We start from the raw sequence: 17,017 nt of genomic DNA on the forward strand, positions 1-17,017 counted from the left end.
ATTCATTGCTCCACAGCCCTAAGCCAAACTTCTTGCTCACGCTGCACTTGAAAAATAGCGACAGAGCTGCAAATAGCCACGGTCGTTACGCGGAAATACTTAAGATCATCGGGCAGAGATGATACTGGTGCCGTACAGGTTACCTGTGGTGTGGAACAAGGCAGTCCTTCTTTTAAGTCTTCCCTTGCACTCGTGTTACCGCTAATGGAACTACAGTTGGTTACAAGCTCTGAAAGGCTGCCATCACCCCCAATTGGGTATAGCCGTGTTAGCGCCCATTCACTAGCCGAATTTGCTAAAAACCAAGCTTGGGTACCCAAGTTCTCTCTTGTTAACGTATCCTGATTCGACCATTTTATGCGCATTAAATTAGAGGCGAGCAAACTCATCACGACGACAATAAACACCGCCATAATGATCATATTCCCATGCTGCCTTTTCGACTTAGCACCGAACCTCTGCTTAAGGGACATTTAACACCTGCACATCATGTTTATAAGAGCTCTCTTCACCATTGCTATCAAATAATAGATCCATATGTACTAGACCTCCCCTCTGAAGGGTCGGCTCTTTGTAATAAAATTGACTGCCAGAGAAGCGCAGTCCATCACCCAGCGTACTTTTACTGCCTGAACCCACGCTTTTTGAAATAACCCCAGTGCTAGCAATACAATAGGACACCTGATTAGAATACGTATAGTAACGATTAGCGATCGAGTGGCTATCGAAATTGTCATTTACTTGATACGCATAAACCCCTGCACTTAGGGCTACCTCAATACAGCTCGTAACATTGGTATCGCGACACCCAGCTAAAGAGAGTGAACGACTATTGTCACTAAGATCACCGGGTTGACTCGGATTAATCGTAAGTCGATCCCCACTCGCTCCGCTTATGCGTTTCCCTTGATTATCAACAACGAACTGAAGCGTTCGATCGACCTCATTTCGTGAATAAAAACCCGCATTGTTGATAGGATAAAAGGTTAAACACTTATCGCCTTGGGAATCGTTCACGACATTAAAACTATTGGGTACTGCGTGACGAATTTCTCGTGTTATTTTTTCTATTACAAATCGAGCTTGATTCTGAATTCTCTGTCTATCAATGCTATCCGCATAGCCTCTGGACCCCATTTCTATTACTGAACTGGCACCAATAAAGATGATGCCCATAATAATAATAGTCATCACCATTTCAATAAGAGTAAAACCTTTAACTCTCATTAATAGTTTCCTCTATGAGCAACAAAATCGTACGAACCATAACTGCCCGCAACAATCTCTACTCTCACTTTCTTAAACTGGCTAGAACCACCAACACTCACTTTATCAACGGTCACATTAGCGGTGAAATTTGGATATTCATTACTAATAGAATTACCTAAAACATCACTCAAGCTCCCAGCTTCGCTCAATTCTTCATTACAATTCGCTTTGCTCGCGTCATTTGTATACCAACAACCGATATAATCATCCACGTCATTGAAATTTTCCGGTTGGCGAGTCGTGCCATCTAACTCATCAGTACCGGTGTCTGGGCCTAAAGATGTCGAACAAGGTACAGCGTTTCCGTTGGTATCATTTTCACCGCAACGAATGATCCCGCCATCGGGATCGCTATTATGATCATACCCTCTGGCTAAAATTTCTGTTGTTAAGCTGTTGGCTAATGCAGAGGCGCGGACTTCGTAATGTGAGCGAGCAGAGTCTTCTATCTGCGGGAATAGAAACGAAGTCAATGACACCATCGCAATACCGATAATAACGATAGCAACAATACTCTCTATTAGAGTAAACCCAGCCGATTTTATAGCAAAACGATTAGCAACCATAAACATACCCTACGCTATTAATACAAACACCGACGGTTTCCGTAGGGCTTTTTATATCAATTCTTACATTACTTGGTGTCGGTTCGCCTAGCAGGTCAAAATCCACCGTCATACTGGGTTCAAAGGTTACCTCTTCAGGTAATACTAGGTTATTACTACGTGAACTATCAGTGGCACTGCAGCTGGCTACGGAACCTAAACAACTAATGGTATTAATGGTATTACTGGTATTACTGACGACGGATAAACGGTATTCGTCTGAAAGGGTATTGGTACTATCTATATTCGATTGCATACGACCAAGCTGGATCTGGCGTATGATCGATATGGCTTGTTCTTGAGCGGCGTAAGGAGAAAAACTGGAGGAACCGATATAGCGGCTAGCCGCATAGACGGAAAGTATGCTAAGAAGGAGAATGACAACGACTAATTCAACAAGAGTAAAGCCGTTGTGACTGTCTGAGGTCGACTTCATAGATACCACACTTAAAGATCAATGCTAAGTATAAAATATGTTGTTAATAATAAGGCCAGCAACGTTTACTGACCTTATATTTAAATTAACACATCACATCGTCACATTATTTACAATCAGTCACGTTGACATTTACTGTTGGCGTGTTGCCACTTTGAGTTGGTTCTATGTATTCAACATAACATTTTGTAATCCCTGCATATGCCGTAATTGAGTCAGAAGCCAATGTCGCTCTATAGGTCGTCCCATCAGTGCTCACAAAACCAGCCCAATCCGTAGCATTGCCCAACCCAGTAACAGCTTCAGGCAAATCAGTAGCAGTAGGGTAACCAAATACAGTATTAATTGTAGTCGAACCTTCAGTAATTGAAGCGCCTGTAGCGCCTTTCGCTAACGACTCGATACCTTCAATGGCGGACTTACCAAATACAATACCACCAGCGCCATTAACTGCACCCGATAGACCTTGAATAGCCGAAACACGTGCATCTTCTTGCAAGTTCAAAAACCTAGGGGCCGCTGTAACAGCCAGAATACCCAGAATAACAATGACCACAACCAATTCGATTAGGGTAAAACCACCTTGTCTCTTCATAACTCACTCTCTCTAAATGAAATGTAACAAGCTCAGACCAACTGAATACTTGAATTTACTAATGAATGTCTACATTGCTGTCACTATAAGTAATAGCCAAGCAACAATACTTATCAATAGCGATATTTAAAGTAAACATCGCCATGTTAACGGTTAGTTGGTTAGGTTCACCAATACACGACCTGTCGTTATGTCGTACTCAAAATTATGATTAGTCGAGCCTTCCAACTGTGTGTAGGTGCAGGTGCCACTGTTGGTTGCCGCAGCAGAGTACCTTGCATCCGCATCCGAGGTATCATTTTCAACCACCGTTGGTGGGTTTTGAAGCAAGTTTTCCATCAACTCTAAACAAATCGCGTTTGTTGCACCTGTTGCACCCGAGTTCGCCGTACTTGATACAGCAAGTGGATAACCGTCGCGAAAGCCACTGTTATTCGATGAATCGGTGAGAATAAAGTCGACGCCGTCGTAATCGACAACATTAACATTATTAACCTGCGGCCTAGATTCTGCTTCCCATTGAGCTCGAGCAGAAAGCACCGCCGTTGCAAATCCGCCTGCAACCCCTTCAATACTTGCTTTTTTTGCTTCGTCAGTGATATCCAAAAACTTTGGCAATGCCGCTACGGCTAATAATCCGACCACAACAATGACAATGACCAATTCAACTAAAGAAAAACCAGTCTGTTTTTTCATACTGTCTTCTACCTTTTTTTCTGGAGCGCATTCTATATGCATAATTTATGTACTTGGTTAATTTTGCGTCAACTAATTCATTTAATTGATGTATCAATATTAATAGATAATTTTTTATCTATAATTTTCAATATTATAACATCGTGTTCTGTATAACTATAACTACAAATATAGTCATTTTTAATATTATCACTTTTTATGCTGTCTAGAGGACGCCCAAACACCTCTTTACTTTCATTTAACAACAAAAGCCAATAGCCACAATCAATGACACCTTCTTTTATCGGTAAGGGCCAACCTTCTGAATTAAAATGAATTTCTTTTTTATCCACTATCATCGTTTCTGGCCGTTTTTGAATCAACCAGTTCTCTTTATAGAAATTCGCTTTATTCAGCATTCTTTTTGCAGCGACCGCATACGCGGTTTCCATCGTTGTAACCTGTAGTTTATTCCCTATGGATAGAACGGATAGCGTCAATATGGATATCAATAATAGCCATACTGCAAATCGAGGTGATACCGACGGAATCACAATGGCTATCCTTTTCCCTGTATCGCGTCCAGCATCCCCCACATTGGTAGAAATATCCCCAACGCTAAGATCAATACAATACCGGCTACAAACACCAACAATATAGGTTCAATTCTCGCGGTTAATGTTTTAAGATCATAGTCAACTTCTCGATCATAAAAATCGGCCACTTCTAATAATAGCTCATCAATACGACCCGTCTCTTCACCTACGGAGATCATTTGAATAACTAATGGGGTAAAAATACCACTTTTGATGGCGGTATTTGAAACCGTACCCCCCGCTTCTATTGAACTTTTCATTGCCAATAGTCGCAATTCAAGGAATCGATTTCCCATCGCTTCTGCTGATAGCGCAATGGATTGGTTCAGTGGCACGCCTGATTTCAGCATGAGAGCAAACGTTCGTGAAAATCTCGCCATTTGAGCCCGGGTGACAATGCTACCTACTATGGGCATTTTTAGTCTAAAACCATCCCACTTCTCTCTGCCACTAGGGTTTGATGTCCATGTTTTAAACGCAAATAAGGCACCAAATATTCCAGCAATAATTGCCCCCCAATATGAGACAACAAAATTGGACGTGCCAATCAATATTCGTGTAGGTAATGGTAGGTCAACACCAAATCGACTAAACATACTGGCAAACTGAGGGATGACGAAGTAGTTCAAGATACCGAGTGCAAGCGTAACAAAGACGATGACGAAAGTAGGATATCGCATTGCGCTTTTTATTCGCTTTCTCGTCTCCAACTCTTGTTCATAGTAATTACTTAGCTGAAGCAATACCTCATCCAACCGCCCCGTATTTTCGCCCACGCTAATCATAGAAACAAACAGAGAGCTAAATACGTTGCTATGCATTCCCATTGACGCCGAGAGATTTCGCCCGTTAGTCAGTTCGGACACCACCTCTTCTAACGCTTTTTTAAGTTGTTTATTATCTGTATTAGAGGCCAATCCATTGATAGATCGTAGCAATGGAACGCCAGCTTTAGTCAGGCTATACATCTGACGACAAAATATAACCAGCACTTCTAACGGAATCGATGGCGTAAACAGTTTAACAAGATCAAAATTGGCTATTCCGCCGCCAGACGCACTACCAATAGTAATAGAGGTAGGAATAACCCCTCGATTCATCAAGGTGTCTGCAGCCAGCTCTTCAGTGGGAGCTTCTACATCTCCTACCACTTGTTTGCCATCTGAGCTTCGTCCCTGATATCGATAATTTGGCATGGATTATTTCTGACTCCGCATATTAGGGTCGGTTGACCTGTCGTGATTATAAATAGATAGGTTCTTTAGTGCCTGAAGCGTCACCTTCACCAAGGCCTAATACTTCATCCACACTCACTACACCTTGTAGAGCCAACTCCATTGCAGAAGTAAGCAAAGGTTTATACCCGGACGCTTTTCTCGCTTTTTTTGCAAATCCAACGGTGTCATCAGCACGAAGGGCGTCCATCATATCTTCTTCAAACTCTAACAGTTCAAATACACCAATACGACCTTTGTAGCCCGTCAGGTTACAGTTTTGACATCCACGTCCTTTCGAGAAGGAAGCATCGAGCTGATTAGGAAATCGGCTCTCTATCCAGATTTTCTGTGCGGTATCTAGTTCTGCCTTCGTACTACAATCTGGGCAGATCTTCCTAATTAATCGTTGAGCGAGCACCGCTCTTACGGAACTTGCGACAAGATAACCTGGCGCCCCCATATCGATCATCCTAAGAGCACTATCCACAGCATCATTCGTATGCAAAGTACTCAAAACTAAGTGACCAGTTAATGCGGCACGTAACCCAATTTCAACGGTCTCTTGATCTCGCATCTCACCCACAAGGATAATATCTGGATCTTGGCGTAAAAACGTCCGCAGAACGGTTGAGAAATCTAGATTGATTTTTGGGTTAACTTGAACCTGATTAACCCTTGGCAATCGATATTCAACGGGATCTTCTGCCGTGATTATCTTTTTAGACGCGTCGTTTAATTCTGACAGTGCACCATACAGTGTCGTTGTTTTCCCGGACCCTGTCGGGCCAGTGACCAATATCATGCCGTGTGGACGCTTGAGCTGATGCCTAAACCTTTCGAGAAGGTCTTTTGGTAGTCCTGATTCTTCTAACTTCCGAACCCCTGTTGTTTGATCCAAAAGACGCATGACAACCGACTCACCATGTTGAACGGGCATAGTAGACATACGTATATCAATGGAATGGCCTTTAGACCGAATATTAAATCGACCATCTTGAGGCAGCCTTTTTTCCGATATGTCTAAATTTGCCATCAGTTTTAATCGAAGGACCAATGCTGAGGCGATATTAACTTCATTCAATAACGTTTCATGCAAGATACCGTCGATTCGCTGCCTTAAACGCAACACATTCGAATCCGGTTCGATATGGATATCAGAGGCACCTACTTGTACGGCGTCTTCAAACAAAGAGTTGATCAGCTTAACAACGGTTACCTCATCACTATCGGCACCTTCCGTCAGACCAAAATCAAACGAATCCGTCGTTTGATGCTCTGCCTGTAGCTGCTCTGCAAATGAAGCGATCTCTTTGGTTCGGCGATAATAGCGGTCAAAGCCATCAACGAGTTGATGTTCCAATGAAATAACAAACTCTAACGTATATTGAGAAAGCCTTGTTAAGAGTGACTCTTGCGCAGGCAAATCAGCGGGATCACTCATTGCAACTCGCAATGTATCTCCATTTTTACCAATAACGAGAGCACGAAGTCGACGAGCATGTACCTCTGGTAGTAATTGAACCGCATCTATATCGATATCAGCACGACTGAGATCTATAACGGGTAACAACAACTGCTGAGAAAGAAATTCCAGCATCTGTGTTTCAGTTAAGAAACCCAACTGAATAAGCGTATCGCCAAGTTTTCTACCGGTCTTTTTTTGAGCAAGTAGAGCCTGTTCAACAGCCTGCTCTGTGATAATGCCCTCTTCTACCAACAAATCACCGAGTCTTTTTCTTAGTTTAATTTGCACCAGACGCGTCCTCTAGACTATTGAGAATGTTCAGGCGATCTCGTATAAATGATTGAGTCTGTTTTGAGACACCCACTCTTTCCGTTGCTTCTAGATACGATTTTTTCGCTTCTGGGTACATCATTTTCCTTTCTTGCTGAATGGCTAACCCTAACCACCACCGTGCATTATCTGGCTCTTTTTCTACTAACATTTGATAGGTTTCAAATGCGACAGCTGAATTCTTAATTTGCTGAGCAAGCGCTGCACGCATCGCAAGATAATCAGTATCCACATTCTGCGGTAAATAGATTAATGGACTCAACGCAGCTTCAGGTTGATTTTCCTTTACTAAGATTTTAGATAGAGCAATGCGAAGTACCTGGCTGTCTTCATTTAGTCTAATTCCATGTTGTAATAACTCGGCCGACTTGCGTAGATTTTTTTTGCCATAATAGAGTGCAGCCAGCCGCTTACGTGTTTCTTCATCCGATGATTGGTACCTCAGTGCGGTTTCAAATTCGGTAATAGCGCCATCTAAATTATTACTATCAAGCTCTTTTTTTCCTCTTTCAATCGCATAATTAGCCAACTGCAGAGGGCTCAGTTCTACTTGTTCCACCGCCATGGTACCTGCGCCTATAGAGCTCTCTTTTTCAACGATCGTCATGGATGGCTTAATTGGGGTATCTTTTTGCTTTGCTGGCGTCGATACCTGCGCGACTAAGACTGGTACAGCGATATTGGTGGCTTCTGTCGCTGTTGATTCGGCATAGACACTGATGTTTGCATTCTCGATTACCTTTGACGTTGGCGAAGAGTTCACCGAGGTCACTATCGTTGGCTGGATTAATTGAGCATCTTGTGTCGGTATAGATAATGGCTCTGCTATTGGTGTGCTAATTGTTGTCATCTGTTGCGAAACGGCCCAACCACCAATACATAGGCTTAAAGTAAACCCACCGACCGCCCAAGCCAAATTACTCGCACCTTTCACTGCCGTAATTTCTGCTCTCACTATCTTTGATACTTTGTCTACATCTTTATTCGCGATGTCGGCTAGGGCGTTATTAATCACACTCATGTCTGTCTCCAACCCCATAATATCGGCGTTTTGTATTTTGGTTTGAGCGCATCATAGGTATCTTGAATTGCGTCGTATATAAATTGGTTTTTTATTATTTTTTCTTGATTTCCAAACGCTAGAATCAGACTTTTATGGCAAATCTGATTGATCAGTCTAGGTATACCTTTGCTTGCTTTCCATATCGCTTTTTTCTGATTTAAAGAGAAGAGTAATTTGTCTCCACCACTCATCTCTATACGATATTGTATGTAGGCGCATGCCTCAGAAATGGTCAGTGGACGTAACTTGGCGCTAAAAGTAATTCGTTGTCTGAACTGTCGCATATGATTCGCTTCCAAACGCTCATCCAATTCTGGCTGACCAAACAGAACGATCTGTAAGAGCTTTTTGTCTTCCGTTTCCAAGTTACCGAACAAACGCAGCGTCTCTAAAGCTTCATCACTCAATGCCTGAGCTTCATCGATCAAAGTGATTACCTGCTTTCCATGTAAAGAGAGTTCCAACAACTTATCTTGAATCGCATCAACCATCTGACCCGGTTCGACATGCCCAATACCTAACTCTTTCGCAATCGCAGAACGTAGACCCTCACCTGAAAGAACGGGGTTGGGTAGATAAACCAGCCCAACATTATTCGGCAGCTGATTTATTAACATACGGCAAACCATGGTTTTTCCAGTCCCTACCTCGCCTGTAACCTTTATCACACCTTCACCCATCTTCACCGCAGACATGACCGTCTGGAGTGCTTCATAGTGTGGCGCTAGTCCTTGAAATAGCTCGGTCATTGGAGTCAATCCAAATGGCGTTTTTTCAAAGCCAAAAAAGGTTTGGTACATGATTACTCCGAGTCGGGGAACCACTCCTGCAAAAGATCACGAGAACGTTCTACTTCCTGCTGCCATGTATGTACACCAACAACCGTTGGTTTAAGTAAAATAACTAGCTCTGTTTTTTCGGTATATTCAGATGTGTTTCTAAACAAGTGACCTAGCCCAGGAATATCACCTAACAACGGCACTTTTGATACCCTGTCGAAGGTATTCGATTTCATCAAACCACCTATCACGACAACATCACCGTCTCGCGCCCTGATGATTGAATCGGACTCCCGAATCGATGAGCGAGCCATCGGGGCATCGTTAAGAAATTCATAGGTTTTCTCTTCTACATCAATGACGGCAGGATGAACGTGCAACATGACGTTTCCTTTTCCGTCTATCTGAGGAGTCACATCTAGAGATATACCTGAGAAAAATGGCGTTAACTCATACTCCGTTGTTGGAGTACTTGTATCTCCGACTTCGATATAATCTATTGTGACTCCAGTTACAAAGTACTCATCTACTCCAACTTTGATTACGGCCTTCTGGTTGTTAGCTGCTGTTACGCGCGGGCTCGAAAGCACGTTAAGATCGCCCTGCGTTGACATGAAACTCAACACGGCCTCAAAATTGCCATCGGAGATGGTGACATTGGTTTGACCACCTAGAAGTTCGCCTATCGTATCTTGCCCTGGTAATATTGTGGACACAGCCGTTCTGGCAATATCAACTGAACCGCTGCCTATAGACGCACCGATATTTGACCAGTTGATACCTTGTTGGTAACCATCGCTGAGTGTCACTTCTAATATCTTGGCTTCCAAAATCACTTGTCGTTGCAATCTCTCGTGAGAGATACTCAAAAACTGCTTAATATCCCGAATTTCACTAGGTTGCGCTCTAACCGTTAAGACACCGGCTTGCGGATTTACGGTCACGCTTCTTCCGTCTTCAGAGCCAATTAGACTCTCTACTGTGCTTTGAAGCTGAGACCAAAAATCACTTTCACTTGTGGTTTCAATGGTTGTTCCGCCGGTATTGCTGCTTGAGCTAGAATTGGAATTCGATGAACGGTTCGAATTTGACGAGTTCGAATTAGAATCACTATCGCTATTATCGTCATCATCTTCTGTAGAGACGGTACTGGTCGTAATACTGGTTAATGAGCGACCATTCCTTTTTAGTTGCAGATAATCAACAGGTAAGGTTTCTGTACGCATCCCTGCAGGGTAAACCTGTATGATTTTTCCTGTTTTAATAATGTCATAACCGTACATATCTCTTGCAACATTAAGTACCTCATCCAAGGTTACATCCGATAAATTAACCGTCATTCGACCAGAAACATTAGGATGAATTACGGCGCTATATTCCGTATCATTAATGATGCTGGCAAAAAATGTTTTGGCTTCAACGCCATCAGCCTGAACTCTGAATCGTTTTAAAGAGGTGAAAGCGATACCTGTATTGTTATCTAGTTCTGGCATCAAATCTGCTTGAACCGAAGCTGGCAACTCATCAAGACTTCGATTATTGGCATTATTCGCAGCTTCATTAAGTTCTTGCTTTATCTCAACAGGATCTCGGTGCCCCATTGAGCACCCCATCAATGACACAATTATAATTCCAACGACAACTTTACGCATAATAAGTATCAAACCTTAGTTCTAATTCTTTATATCTAATTTAAACAGAGCCAAATGATGCACAACATTTCCTCGCACTATTGTTACTTCTTTCTGTGTGATCTTTTTTACTTTGTAACCATTAATGAGATCGTTCACATTGGCCAACTTATCATCCAGCACCGCATAACAATTAGATTCCTCTCTGCACACAATACTTTGCAGAATAGGCACCGGATATGTTTTTTTTGTTTTTTTGCTAACAGCCGTCTTAGGTGCTACCCAATTTAAAGGGGCTGTTGGGTCTTGAGCTGCCACCGTATTCGATGCAACAAATATCAGGCACAATCCCACCAAATTCATTCGACAATTAACCACCAATGAACTCCTGTCTTGTTCCTAAGGTATATACCACCAGCACTAATTTCGCTTTAGGGTATGCGTCAACTTCATACTCAAAACTGCGCCAAAAATATCTCACCTTCATCGACTCTAATGCTGCAAGATAAGCCTTAATATCAAAATATTTTCCAGTCAGTTCTAACCTAACAGGATGTATAAAATAGCCCGCATGTTCGTTGGCGTCCGATAAGATTGCCTCTGCGGGAAGAGACTGAAGCGAGATAAGTTTAAGCGTCACGCTATTATCTAGAACCGTTTCAAGTACTTCAGCCATATCAGACGGCGAGAGCAACCCACCTACAAATTCAGCCAACTCAAATGAAAGATCCTGACTTTCATCAGATAACCGTTCTAATTGTATATCCAATTCGACATTAGGGTCAGAGAGTAATTGCTCTTTAAGCGCCGCTATTTCTGTTTCGAATTTGGTAATCAGTATTGATTCAGCCTTGTTCTGCTTCTTCTTTGCTGTACTTAGATTTTGAATAGGGTCAATTAATAGAGTGAGTAGGATAAAAAATAGCGCGACTAAACCGCCACCTGAAATTAACCATTTTTCTCGCTGAGATAACAATGCGAATTTTTCTGACAGCTGGTTCCAGCTCTGCATTTATTCTTCTCCTACAGAAAGAGCATTTTTTGATTCAACTTGAGTCACCAGTTCAAACGTAACGATGTCCTCTTCGTTTCGGCCAATATTCAAACTTTCAAAAGTTCTTCCTATCAGGTTAAGTTCCGTTTTAAATTGCTTGACCCATTTAGGAACACTACTTGGTGTCCTTGCTAACCCTTTGAGATTAAGTATTTTCTCATTCAGTTCTATATGAGATATCGAGATATCATCTCTGCCCAATTCAGACAGTGATGCCATGACGCCGGAATACCCTTCTTTCAAAGAATCATCAAATTGATTAATCGCCTTAAGCGTCGCTTTTTTCGCATCAATGTCAACAGTTAACCTGTCAATCGCTTTGAGCTTCGCTGGATTAGGTTTATGATTCGCAACTTGATAGCTAAGCGTTTCAAATTCATCCGCTAATCGTTCTTTGTTCCTTGTCTTTACCGTCAACGCCTGATCTATCTCAGCTAATTCGTAGTTCATATAGCCGTAATATCCCCCCATAACTAACGAAAGAAGAAGCCATGACGAAAAAACCGCTTTTAAAGTGAACCGTTCTTTTTTAGGCTTAAGGTGGGCAGGATATAGATTTATACCGTCATCAGGAATCAGTGGAAGCGTATTGCATAGTACCTGACCACATGACAGTTGGTCAGCCATATTCAACGCAGAAACTTGAGCACTCAAACGCTCAGATAAAGCACTAACTAACTCTTCCGTATTGTCCTCATCACAAAGTACTAGTAGATGATTGAGAGCCGCATCACGCAACTGAGATGACAAGTAATCGATTGATCTTTGCAATTCAAGAGCAATACTATCGAGCTGTAATTCACTTGAAGCCACTCCAGTCAATGGCGGTACAACACCTCGAATGACTCTTTGAAATCTATTTTTCGTCTCTACAAAAGCACTTATTTTATAGCTGTCTTTCATTCCGCGATAAAGCAGCATGAAATTATCTACATCACTCTGTACATACCCCCAAACTTCATCTTCTGGAACAATTCGAGACAAAGCAATATTCGCATTATCCAATATACCAATAAGCGGAGTTAGGTATTTTTTACTCAGAACATAAGCCTGTGCCCGTCGACCATCCGGCAACAAAGAAGCATCAGCTACTATATCCGTCACTCTTTCATTTACCAGATCTTTCAATAGAAACGGCAACGCAACCGACCATTCGTCTTTAGGAAGTTCTGGCTTATCTATTTGATAAATTTGATAATAGTTAGAGCTAAAAACAACCGTTGCCGAATACTTATTACTGGTAAAAGAACTAAGCGCAACTTTCAGTGCCGCATCCCAACTAGACTCAATTGGAAACAGTAACGTCTCTTCATTGGCCTTATCAGAAGACCTGATATAAATAGCATCAACTTGAATGACGATTCTAAGTCGATCTTTATTATTAGATGAAGAAGTTAATTTACTAAATAGTGAACGAACATTCATATAGTTTACACATTTTCCTTAAAACTTCTTACGCCAACGATTTCTACCGCCAACCTGTACCTTGGGAGCTTCAGGTTTAGGGATGATCTGATTTTCGGCTTGGAACATTCTTCCTTGGCCACCATCAACACCTAATTCAACCAAACAATTCCATTCTTTTCCACGCTCAACACCAACAGCGATGAGCTGTGTTTTCGTTCCTTCACAAGCGCCAATTAAGCTACGAATAAATAGTTGATTTTCTTGTCTCTGCTCTATTTTCTTAACAAGACTTCTATGTAGTTTTAGATAGTCGATATCTAAGTCTTTAATGTAGTGGGTACTGGTTATTGTTCGTCCAGCCTGCCCTATTATAACCTCACAACCTAGCCCTGAAATCATTCGAACAACAGGTCGCATATAATCCAAATTATTGACTATCTGCCCCTCGACAAATTCAAAGCTTAATTTGCTTCTTGTTTCTGCCGTTAATTGTAGCAGTTCGTCCCTTAACCATCTGAAATTCATTCGATCTTTAAATGGTAGAACGTTCAAGTTTATAGAATAACATGTCCCAAGAGTGGTTGTTTTAATAAATGTGAGAATCGTTTTGACAACCAATTGATCCATATGAGATTCATAGCCCACTTGCTCAATAGCGGACATAAATCTAGAGGCTTTTAATATACCAACACCGTCGTCATCTATCCTTGCAAACAACTCATTGTGCAACAATTTGATTTTATATGAAGAACGGTTTATTAGATAACAAGGCTGTTCAAAGATAAGTACTCGTTCATTCGAAAAGGACTTATCAAATAATGTACGCCATCTCACTGTCCCACGCGAATCGCCAATGACTTCCTTCTTATGAAAGCGACTCCAATTGTTACTGTTTTGTAGTTCAGCACTCTTTAATGCCGTTTCTACTTCACTCAAAATATGACCTCGTCGCTCTCCTTCTGAATACATGGTGATCCCAATATGACACCAATTATCATTATCCATCGAGTCTATCAGTGATACTTTCTCTAATTGACGCACGCATTGGTTAGCCAGAACTGAAATATCTTTACCATTTTGATGAGGAATTAAAACGGCAAACTCTGATTCAAAATATCGTGCAAATACCACGTCAGGAAAACGCTGAACAATATTTGAAATTACGCCACCAACTTCAACGATGAACTCATCACATCGCTGTTTATCCACTCCTTCAGTTAAACTGTCCCAGTCGTAAACCCGAAAAAGAACAATCGCTCCCATCGCACCACTTTCTTGCAATGCAGATTCCAATTTAGAATCAAACAACACTCTATTTGCCGCACCCGTCAATTGATCCAAAAAGGTGTGAGTACGAATGAAAGTATCGAACCGACTTCGTTCTTGCCGTGCATCCTGAAGCTCATCAATGATTACATCAAGGGCTTCACTTGCTGTATACGGCCATTCTTTGTGATCACCTTTAGCATATTGAGCGACTCTGCCAGCCAAGATCATTCTTCCTCTTTCTTCTAATAGTTCAGAGCCTCTAAGTTGCTTTTTCAACCAATTAACACCCTGAAAAAGGCAAAATAAAATGAGAGCAATAGCCAAAGATACCGACGACAAAGCGCTAAAAGAATGACTCTGTTCTAGATACGGCGACAGAACCTTTATATTGATAGAGAATCCGTCATTTTTTTCTAAGGAATAACTTTTTTCGTACAGACGAGATGTATCGATTTGAGTAGAATTGTTGACGTAGTGGTAGACCCGTTCTTGAGAAGATAAAAGCTCTAATTCTATGATATTATTTGCTTGGGAAAGTAGAGGTATCCAACCTTCTATATTCTGTACATCTTTATCTTCAACAAGTGATTTGTCGATAACGGATACGATGCCATCAACTTGTTGATTGAGATATTCTTGGCCGATACTCCGAAATGTAAGTGTTCCACCAACAAATAAAATAAACATTGCACCTATAACGATAATGGTGACAAAAGCGGTCAGTCTTGTACTCAATTTAAGAGTTGGGGTGTAACGCATGAATAGCAAAATCCTTTTAACTATTTTATCCCAGAATCCAGTTTACACTTTTAGCTCTACTTACTTCTTGTAAATATGAACCTTTCTGTACGATATGTGAATGCATGATTACGTATTAATTCGAATCTAGCTCTCAATTTATACAAAAGTCAGTAACGAGTTTTATCCATTCGTTGAATGCTTAAGGACTCCAAAAAGAATAGCGCTTTTATTTTAACATTAAAAAGCCCGCTAAAGCGGGCTCAATTTGGAACGTCAATGTTGATATTCGTTAGAATGGAATATCGTCATCAAAGTCCATAGGTGGTTCATTATATTGCGGTTGTGCCTGCTGAGGCGCTTGTTGAGGTGCTTGCTGAGCGGCCTGTTGAGGCGCACGTTGAGGTGCCGCTTGTTGTTGCGGTGCTTGTGCTTGCTGAACAGGTTGCTGAGGTTGCCCCCACCCTCCTTGTTGAGATTGTTGGCCTTGGCCTCCTGATGCTGGAGCACCACCTTGACCTTGGCGACCACCAAGCATCTGCATTACACCGTTGAAGCCTTGAACTACCACTTCTGTTGTATAACGGTCTTGACCGCTTTGGTCTTGCCACTTACGAGTCTGCAATTGACCTTCAATATAAACTTGAGATCCTTTACGTAGATACTCGCCTGCAACTTCTGCCAATTTTCCGAACAAAGCAACTTTGTGCCATTCCGTTTTTTCGCGCTGCTCTCCAGTCGCCTTGTCACGCCAGCTTTCTGAAGTAGCAATAGTAATATTCGCCACTGCACCGCCGCTTGGCATATATCGAACTTCTGGATCGCCACCTAAGTTGCCAACCAAAATAACCTTATTAATTCCACGGCTCGCCATGATCTGCTCCGTATACATGTTTTATTAAAAAATATAAGGCGACAAGAATACCATGAACTTTAATAGTCTCAACCTTTCTTGTCTCTCAAAGCCAGAACTTAGTATGAATTAAAGAACCAACTGCACATATAAACTTCTGATTATCTTTCGAGCGGGCACTCAAGTTGATGAAACAAACAGGCCATATTCATCTTTTAAAATCAACATTATACGCAGATTTATTTAATTCACTGAGATAGTCAATGACAATTTAAAATCCATCAAGCTAAGGTAGAAGAACATTTCCAATTGAGAGAGAAGTGCGATGAAGGATAAAATGAATATCGTACACATTGAAAATGATTCTTACTGTTCAATCCAACTCAACAAGTTGTTACAAAACAACCACTACAGCTACTATAATGAGATATCGGCATCAGAAATCGAAGACGCTATTTATCTAGGTGGCACTTTCTTATATTTCATTGATTTCAAAACAGCGATAGACGTCTATAAGCAAATAGAGACGCTGACCGAAAGCAACAAATATTGTTTTACTGTGATTTATGATGCTCCTAAGAAGATTGCAACTTCAGAGCTGGTCAAACTGGGTAGATTAAGAGGATATTTCTATGTGAGCACTAATGATGAAGAGGTCTTCGATAGCATAAATAGGCTACTTAAGGGAAAAAGTTCACTTCCCGAAAATATATCCTATCAATTGATCGAGTATTACCAATCGCTGATTCTTCGCTTTAGCGAACCCTATAGCATCAATTTAACTCAAAGAGAGATACAAGTATTAGAACGTCTTCGTCTTGGATTATCAAATAGTAAACTAGCCGACGAGCTTTTTGTCAGTGAACACACTGTCAAATCTCACCTGTATAAAATTTTCAAAAAAATTAGCGTGTCTAAAAGAACTCAAGCCATCGCATGGGCTCACAAATATTTACCTTGATCTAAAGTTTTTAGTTGTATGAACCAAATATACAGATTTTTCATATCGCTGTGATATTCTACTAACGATAATAA

General features: G+C 41.3%; 18 protein-coding genes. 1 reads left to right on the forward strand and 17 read right to left on the reverse strand.

Annotation, left to right across the window (positions count from 1 at the left end):
- Positions 1–2: 2 nt before the first annotated feature.
- The 17 genes from L3V77_RS15495 to L3V77_RS15575 all read right to left on the reverse strand — a co-directional run bounded on the left by L3V77_RS15495 (position 3) and on the right by L3V77_RS15575 (position 16,003).
- On the reverse strand, positions 3–473 hold the full coding sequence (locus tag L3V77_RS15495; protein WP_275134940.1) for a hypothetical protein: 471 nt from the start codon (positions 471–473) through the stop codon (positions 3–5).
- Entirely contained in the window at positions 463–1,227 is a 765-nt protein-coding gene (locus L3V77_RS15500; protein ID WP_275134941.1) for a prepilin-type N-terminal cleavage/methylation domain-containing protein, read from the reverse strand. Before L3V77_RS15500 ends, L3V77_RS15495 begins: the two co-directional genes overlap by 11 nt.
- A complete protein-coding gene (locus L3V77_RS15505) occupies positions 1,227–1,835 on the reverse strand; it encodes a prepilin-type N-terminal cleavage/methylation domain-containing protein (protein WP_275134942.1) in 609 nt (202 codons plus the stop codon). Before L3V77_RS15505 ends, L3V77_RS15500 begins: the two co-directional genes overlap by 1 nt.
- Positions 1,825–2,310, reverse strand: coding sequence for a prepilin-type N-terminal cleavage/methylation domain-containing protein (locus L3V77_RS15510; RefSeq protein WP_275134943.1), 486 nt, complete (start codon positions 2,308–2,310; stop codon positions 1,825–1,827). The genes L3V77_RS15505 and L3V77_RS15510 overlap by 11 nt, the downstream gene beginning before the upstream one ends.
- A gap of 106 nt (positions 2,311–2,416) precedes the next feature.
- Entirely contained in the window at positions 2,417–2,905 is a 489-nt protein-coding gene (locus L3V77_RS15515) for a type II secretion system protein (protein ID WP_275134944.1), read from the reverse strand.
- Between the two features lie 153 nt (positions 2,906–3,058).
- Complete coding sequence (locus tag L3V77_RS15520) at positions 3,059–3,601, reverse strand: prepilin-type N-terminal cleavage/methylation domain-containing protein (protein WP_275136794.1); 543 nt, start codon at positions 3,599–3,601, stop codon at positions 3,059–3,061.
- 77 nt (positions 3,602–3,678) lie between these two features.
- Entirely contained in the window at positions 3,679–4,032 is a 354-nt protein-coding gene (locus tag L3V77_RS15525) for a hypothetical protein (RefSeq protein ID WP_275134945.1), read from the reverse strand.
- 107 nt (positions 4,033–4,139) lie between these two features.
- Positions 4,140–5,372, reverse strand: coding sequence for a type II secretion system F family protein (locus L3V77_RS15530; RefSeq protein WP_275134947.1), 1,233 nt, complete (start codon positions 5,370–5,372; stop codon positions 4,140–4,142).
- A gap of 46 nt (positions 5,373–5,418) precedes the next feature.
- Positions 5,419–7,146, reverse strand: coding sequence for a type II/IV secretion system protein (locus tag L3V77_RS15535; RefSeq protein ID WP_275134948.1), 1,728 nt, complete (start codon positions 7,144–7,146; stop codon positions 5,419–5,421).
- Complete coding sequence (locus L3V77_RS15540) at positions 7,136–8,209, reverse strand: MSHA biogenesis protein MshN (RefSeq protein ID WP_275134949.1); 1,074 nt, start codon at positions 8,207–8,209, stop codon at positions 7,136–7,138. The genes L3V77_RS15535 and L3V77_RS15540 overlap by 11 nt, the downstream gene beginning before the upstream one ends.
- On the reverse strand, positions 8,206–9,051 hold the full coding sequence (locus tag L3V77_RS15545) for an AAA family ATPase (protein ID WP_275134950.1): 846 nt from the start codon (positions 9,049–9,051) through the stop codon (positions 8,206–8,208). The genes L3V77_RS15540 and L3V77_RS15545 overlap by 4 nt, the downstream gene beginning before the upstream one ends.
- 2 nt (positions 9,052–9,053) lie before the next feature.
- A complete protein-coding gene (mshL, locus tag L3V77_RS15550) occupies positions 9,054–10,682 on the reverse strand; it encodes a pilus (MSHA type) biogenesis protein MshL (RefSeq protein ID WP_275134951.1) in 1,629 nt (542 codons plus the stop codon).
- Positions 10,683–10,703: 21 nt separating this feature from the next.
- Positions 10,704–10,979: an MSHA biogenesis protein MshK gene (locus L3V77_RS15555; protein WP_275134952.1), complete on the reverse strand. Its 276-nt coding sequence runs from the start codon at positions 10,977–10,979 to the stop codon at positions 10,704–10,706.
- 52 nt (positions 10,980–11,031) lie between these two features.
- On the reverse strand, positions 11,032–11,673 hold the full coding sequence (locus tag L3V77_RS15560) for an MSHA biogenesis protein MshJ (RefSeq protein ID WP_275134953.1): 642 nt from the start codon (positions 11,671–11,673) through the stop codon (positions 11,032–11,034).
- Positions 11,674–13,140, reverse strand: a complete 1,467-nt coding sequence (locus L3V77_RS15565) for an MSHA biogenesis protein MshI (RefSeq protein ID WP_275134954.1) — start codon at positions 13,138–13,140, stop codon at positions 11,674–11,676.
- An 18-nt stretch (positions 13,141–13,158) separates the two neighbouring features.
- Positions 13,159–15,150 (reverse strand): RNase E specificity factor CsrD, encoded by a 1,992-nt coding sequence (csrD, locus tag L3V77_RS15570; protein WP_275134955.1) that lies wholly within the window; start codon positions 15,148–15,150, stop codon positions 13,159–13,161.
- A 271-nt stretch (positions 15,151–15,421) separates the two neighbouring features.
- On the reverse strand, positions 15,422–16,003 hold the full coding sequence (locus L3V77_RS15575) for a single-stranded DNA-binding protein (RefSeq protein WP_275134956.1): 582 nt from the start codon (positions 16,001–16,003) through the stop codon (positions 15,422–15,424).
- 316 nt (positions 16,004–16,319) lie between these two features.
- Here L3V77_RS15575 and L3V77_RS15580 point away from each other — a divergent pair, with 316 nt between their 5' ends.
- Complete coding sequence (locus L3V77_RS15580; RefSeq protein ID WP_275134957.1) at positions 16,320–16,943, forward strand: LuxR C-terminal-related transcriptional regulator; 624 nt, start codon at positions 16,320–16,322, stop codon at positions 16,941–16,943.
- Positions 16,944–17,017: the final 74 nt, after the last annotated feature.

The organism is Vibrio sp. DW001 (assembly GCF_029016285.1).
Classification (GTDB): Bacteria; Pseudomonadota; Gammaproteobacteria; order Enterobacterales; family Vibrionaceae; genus Vibrio.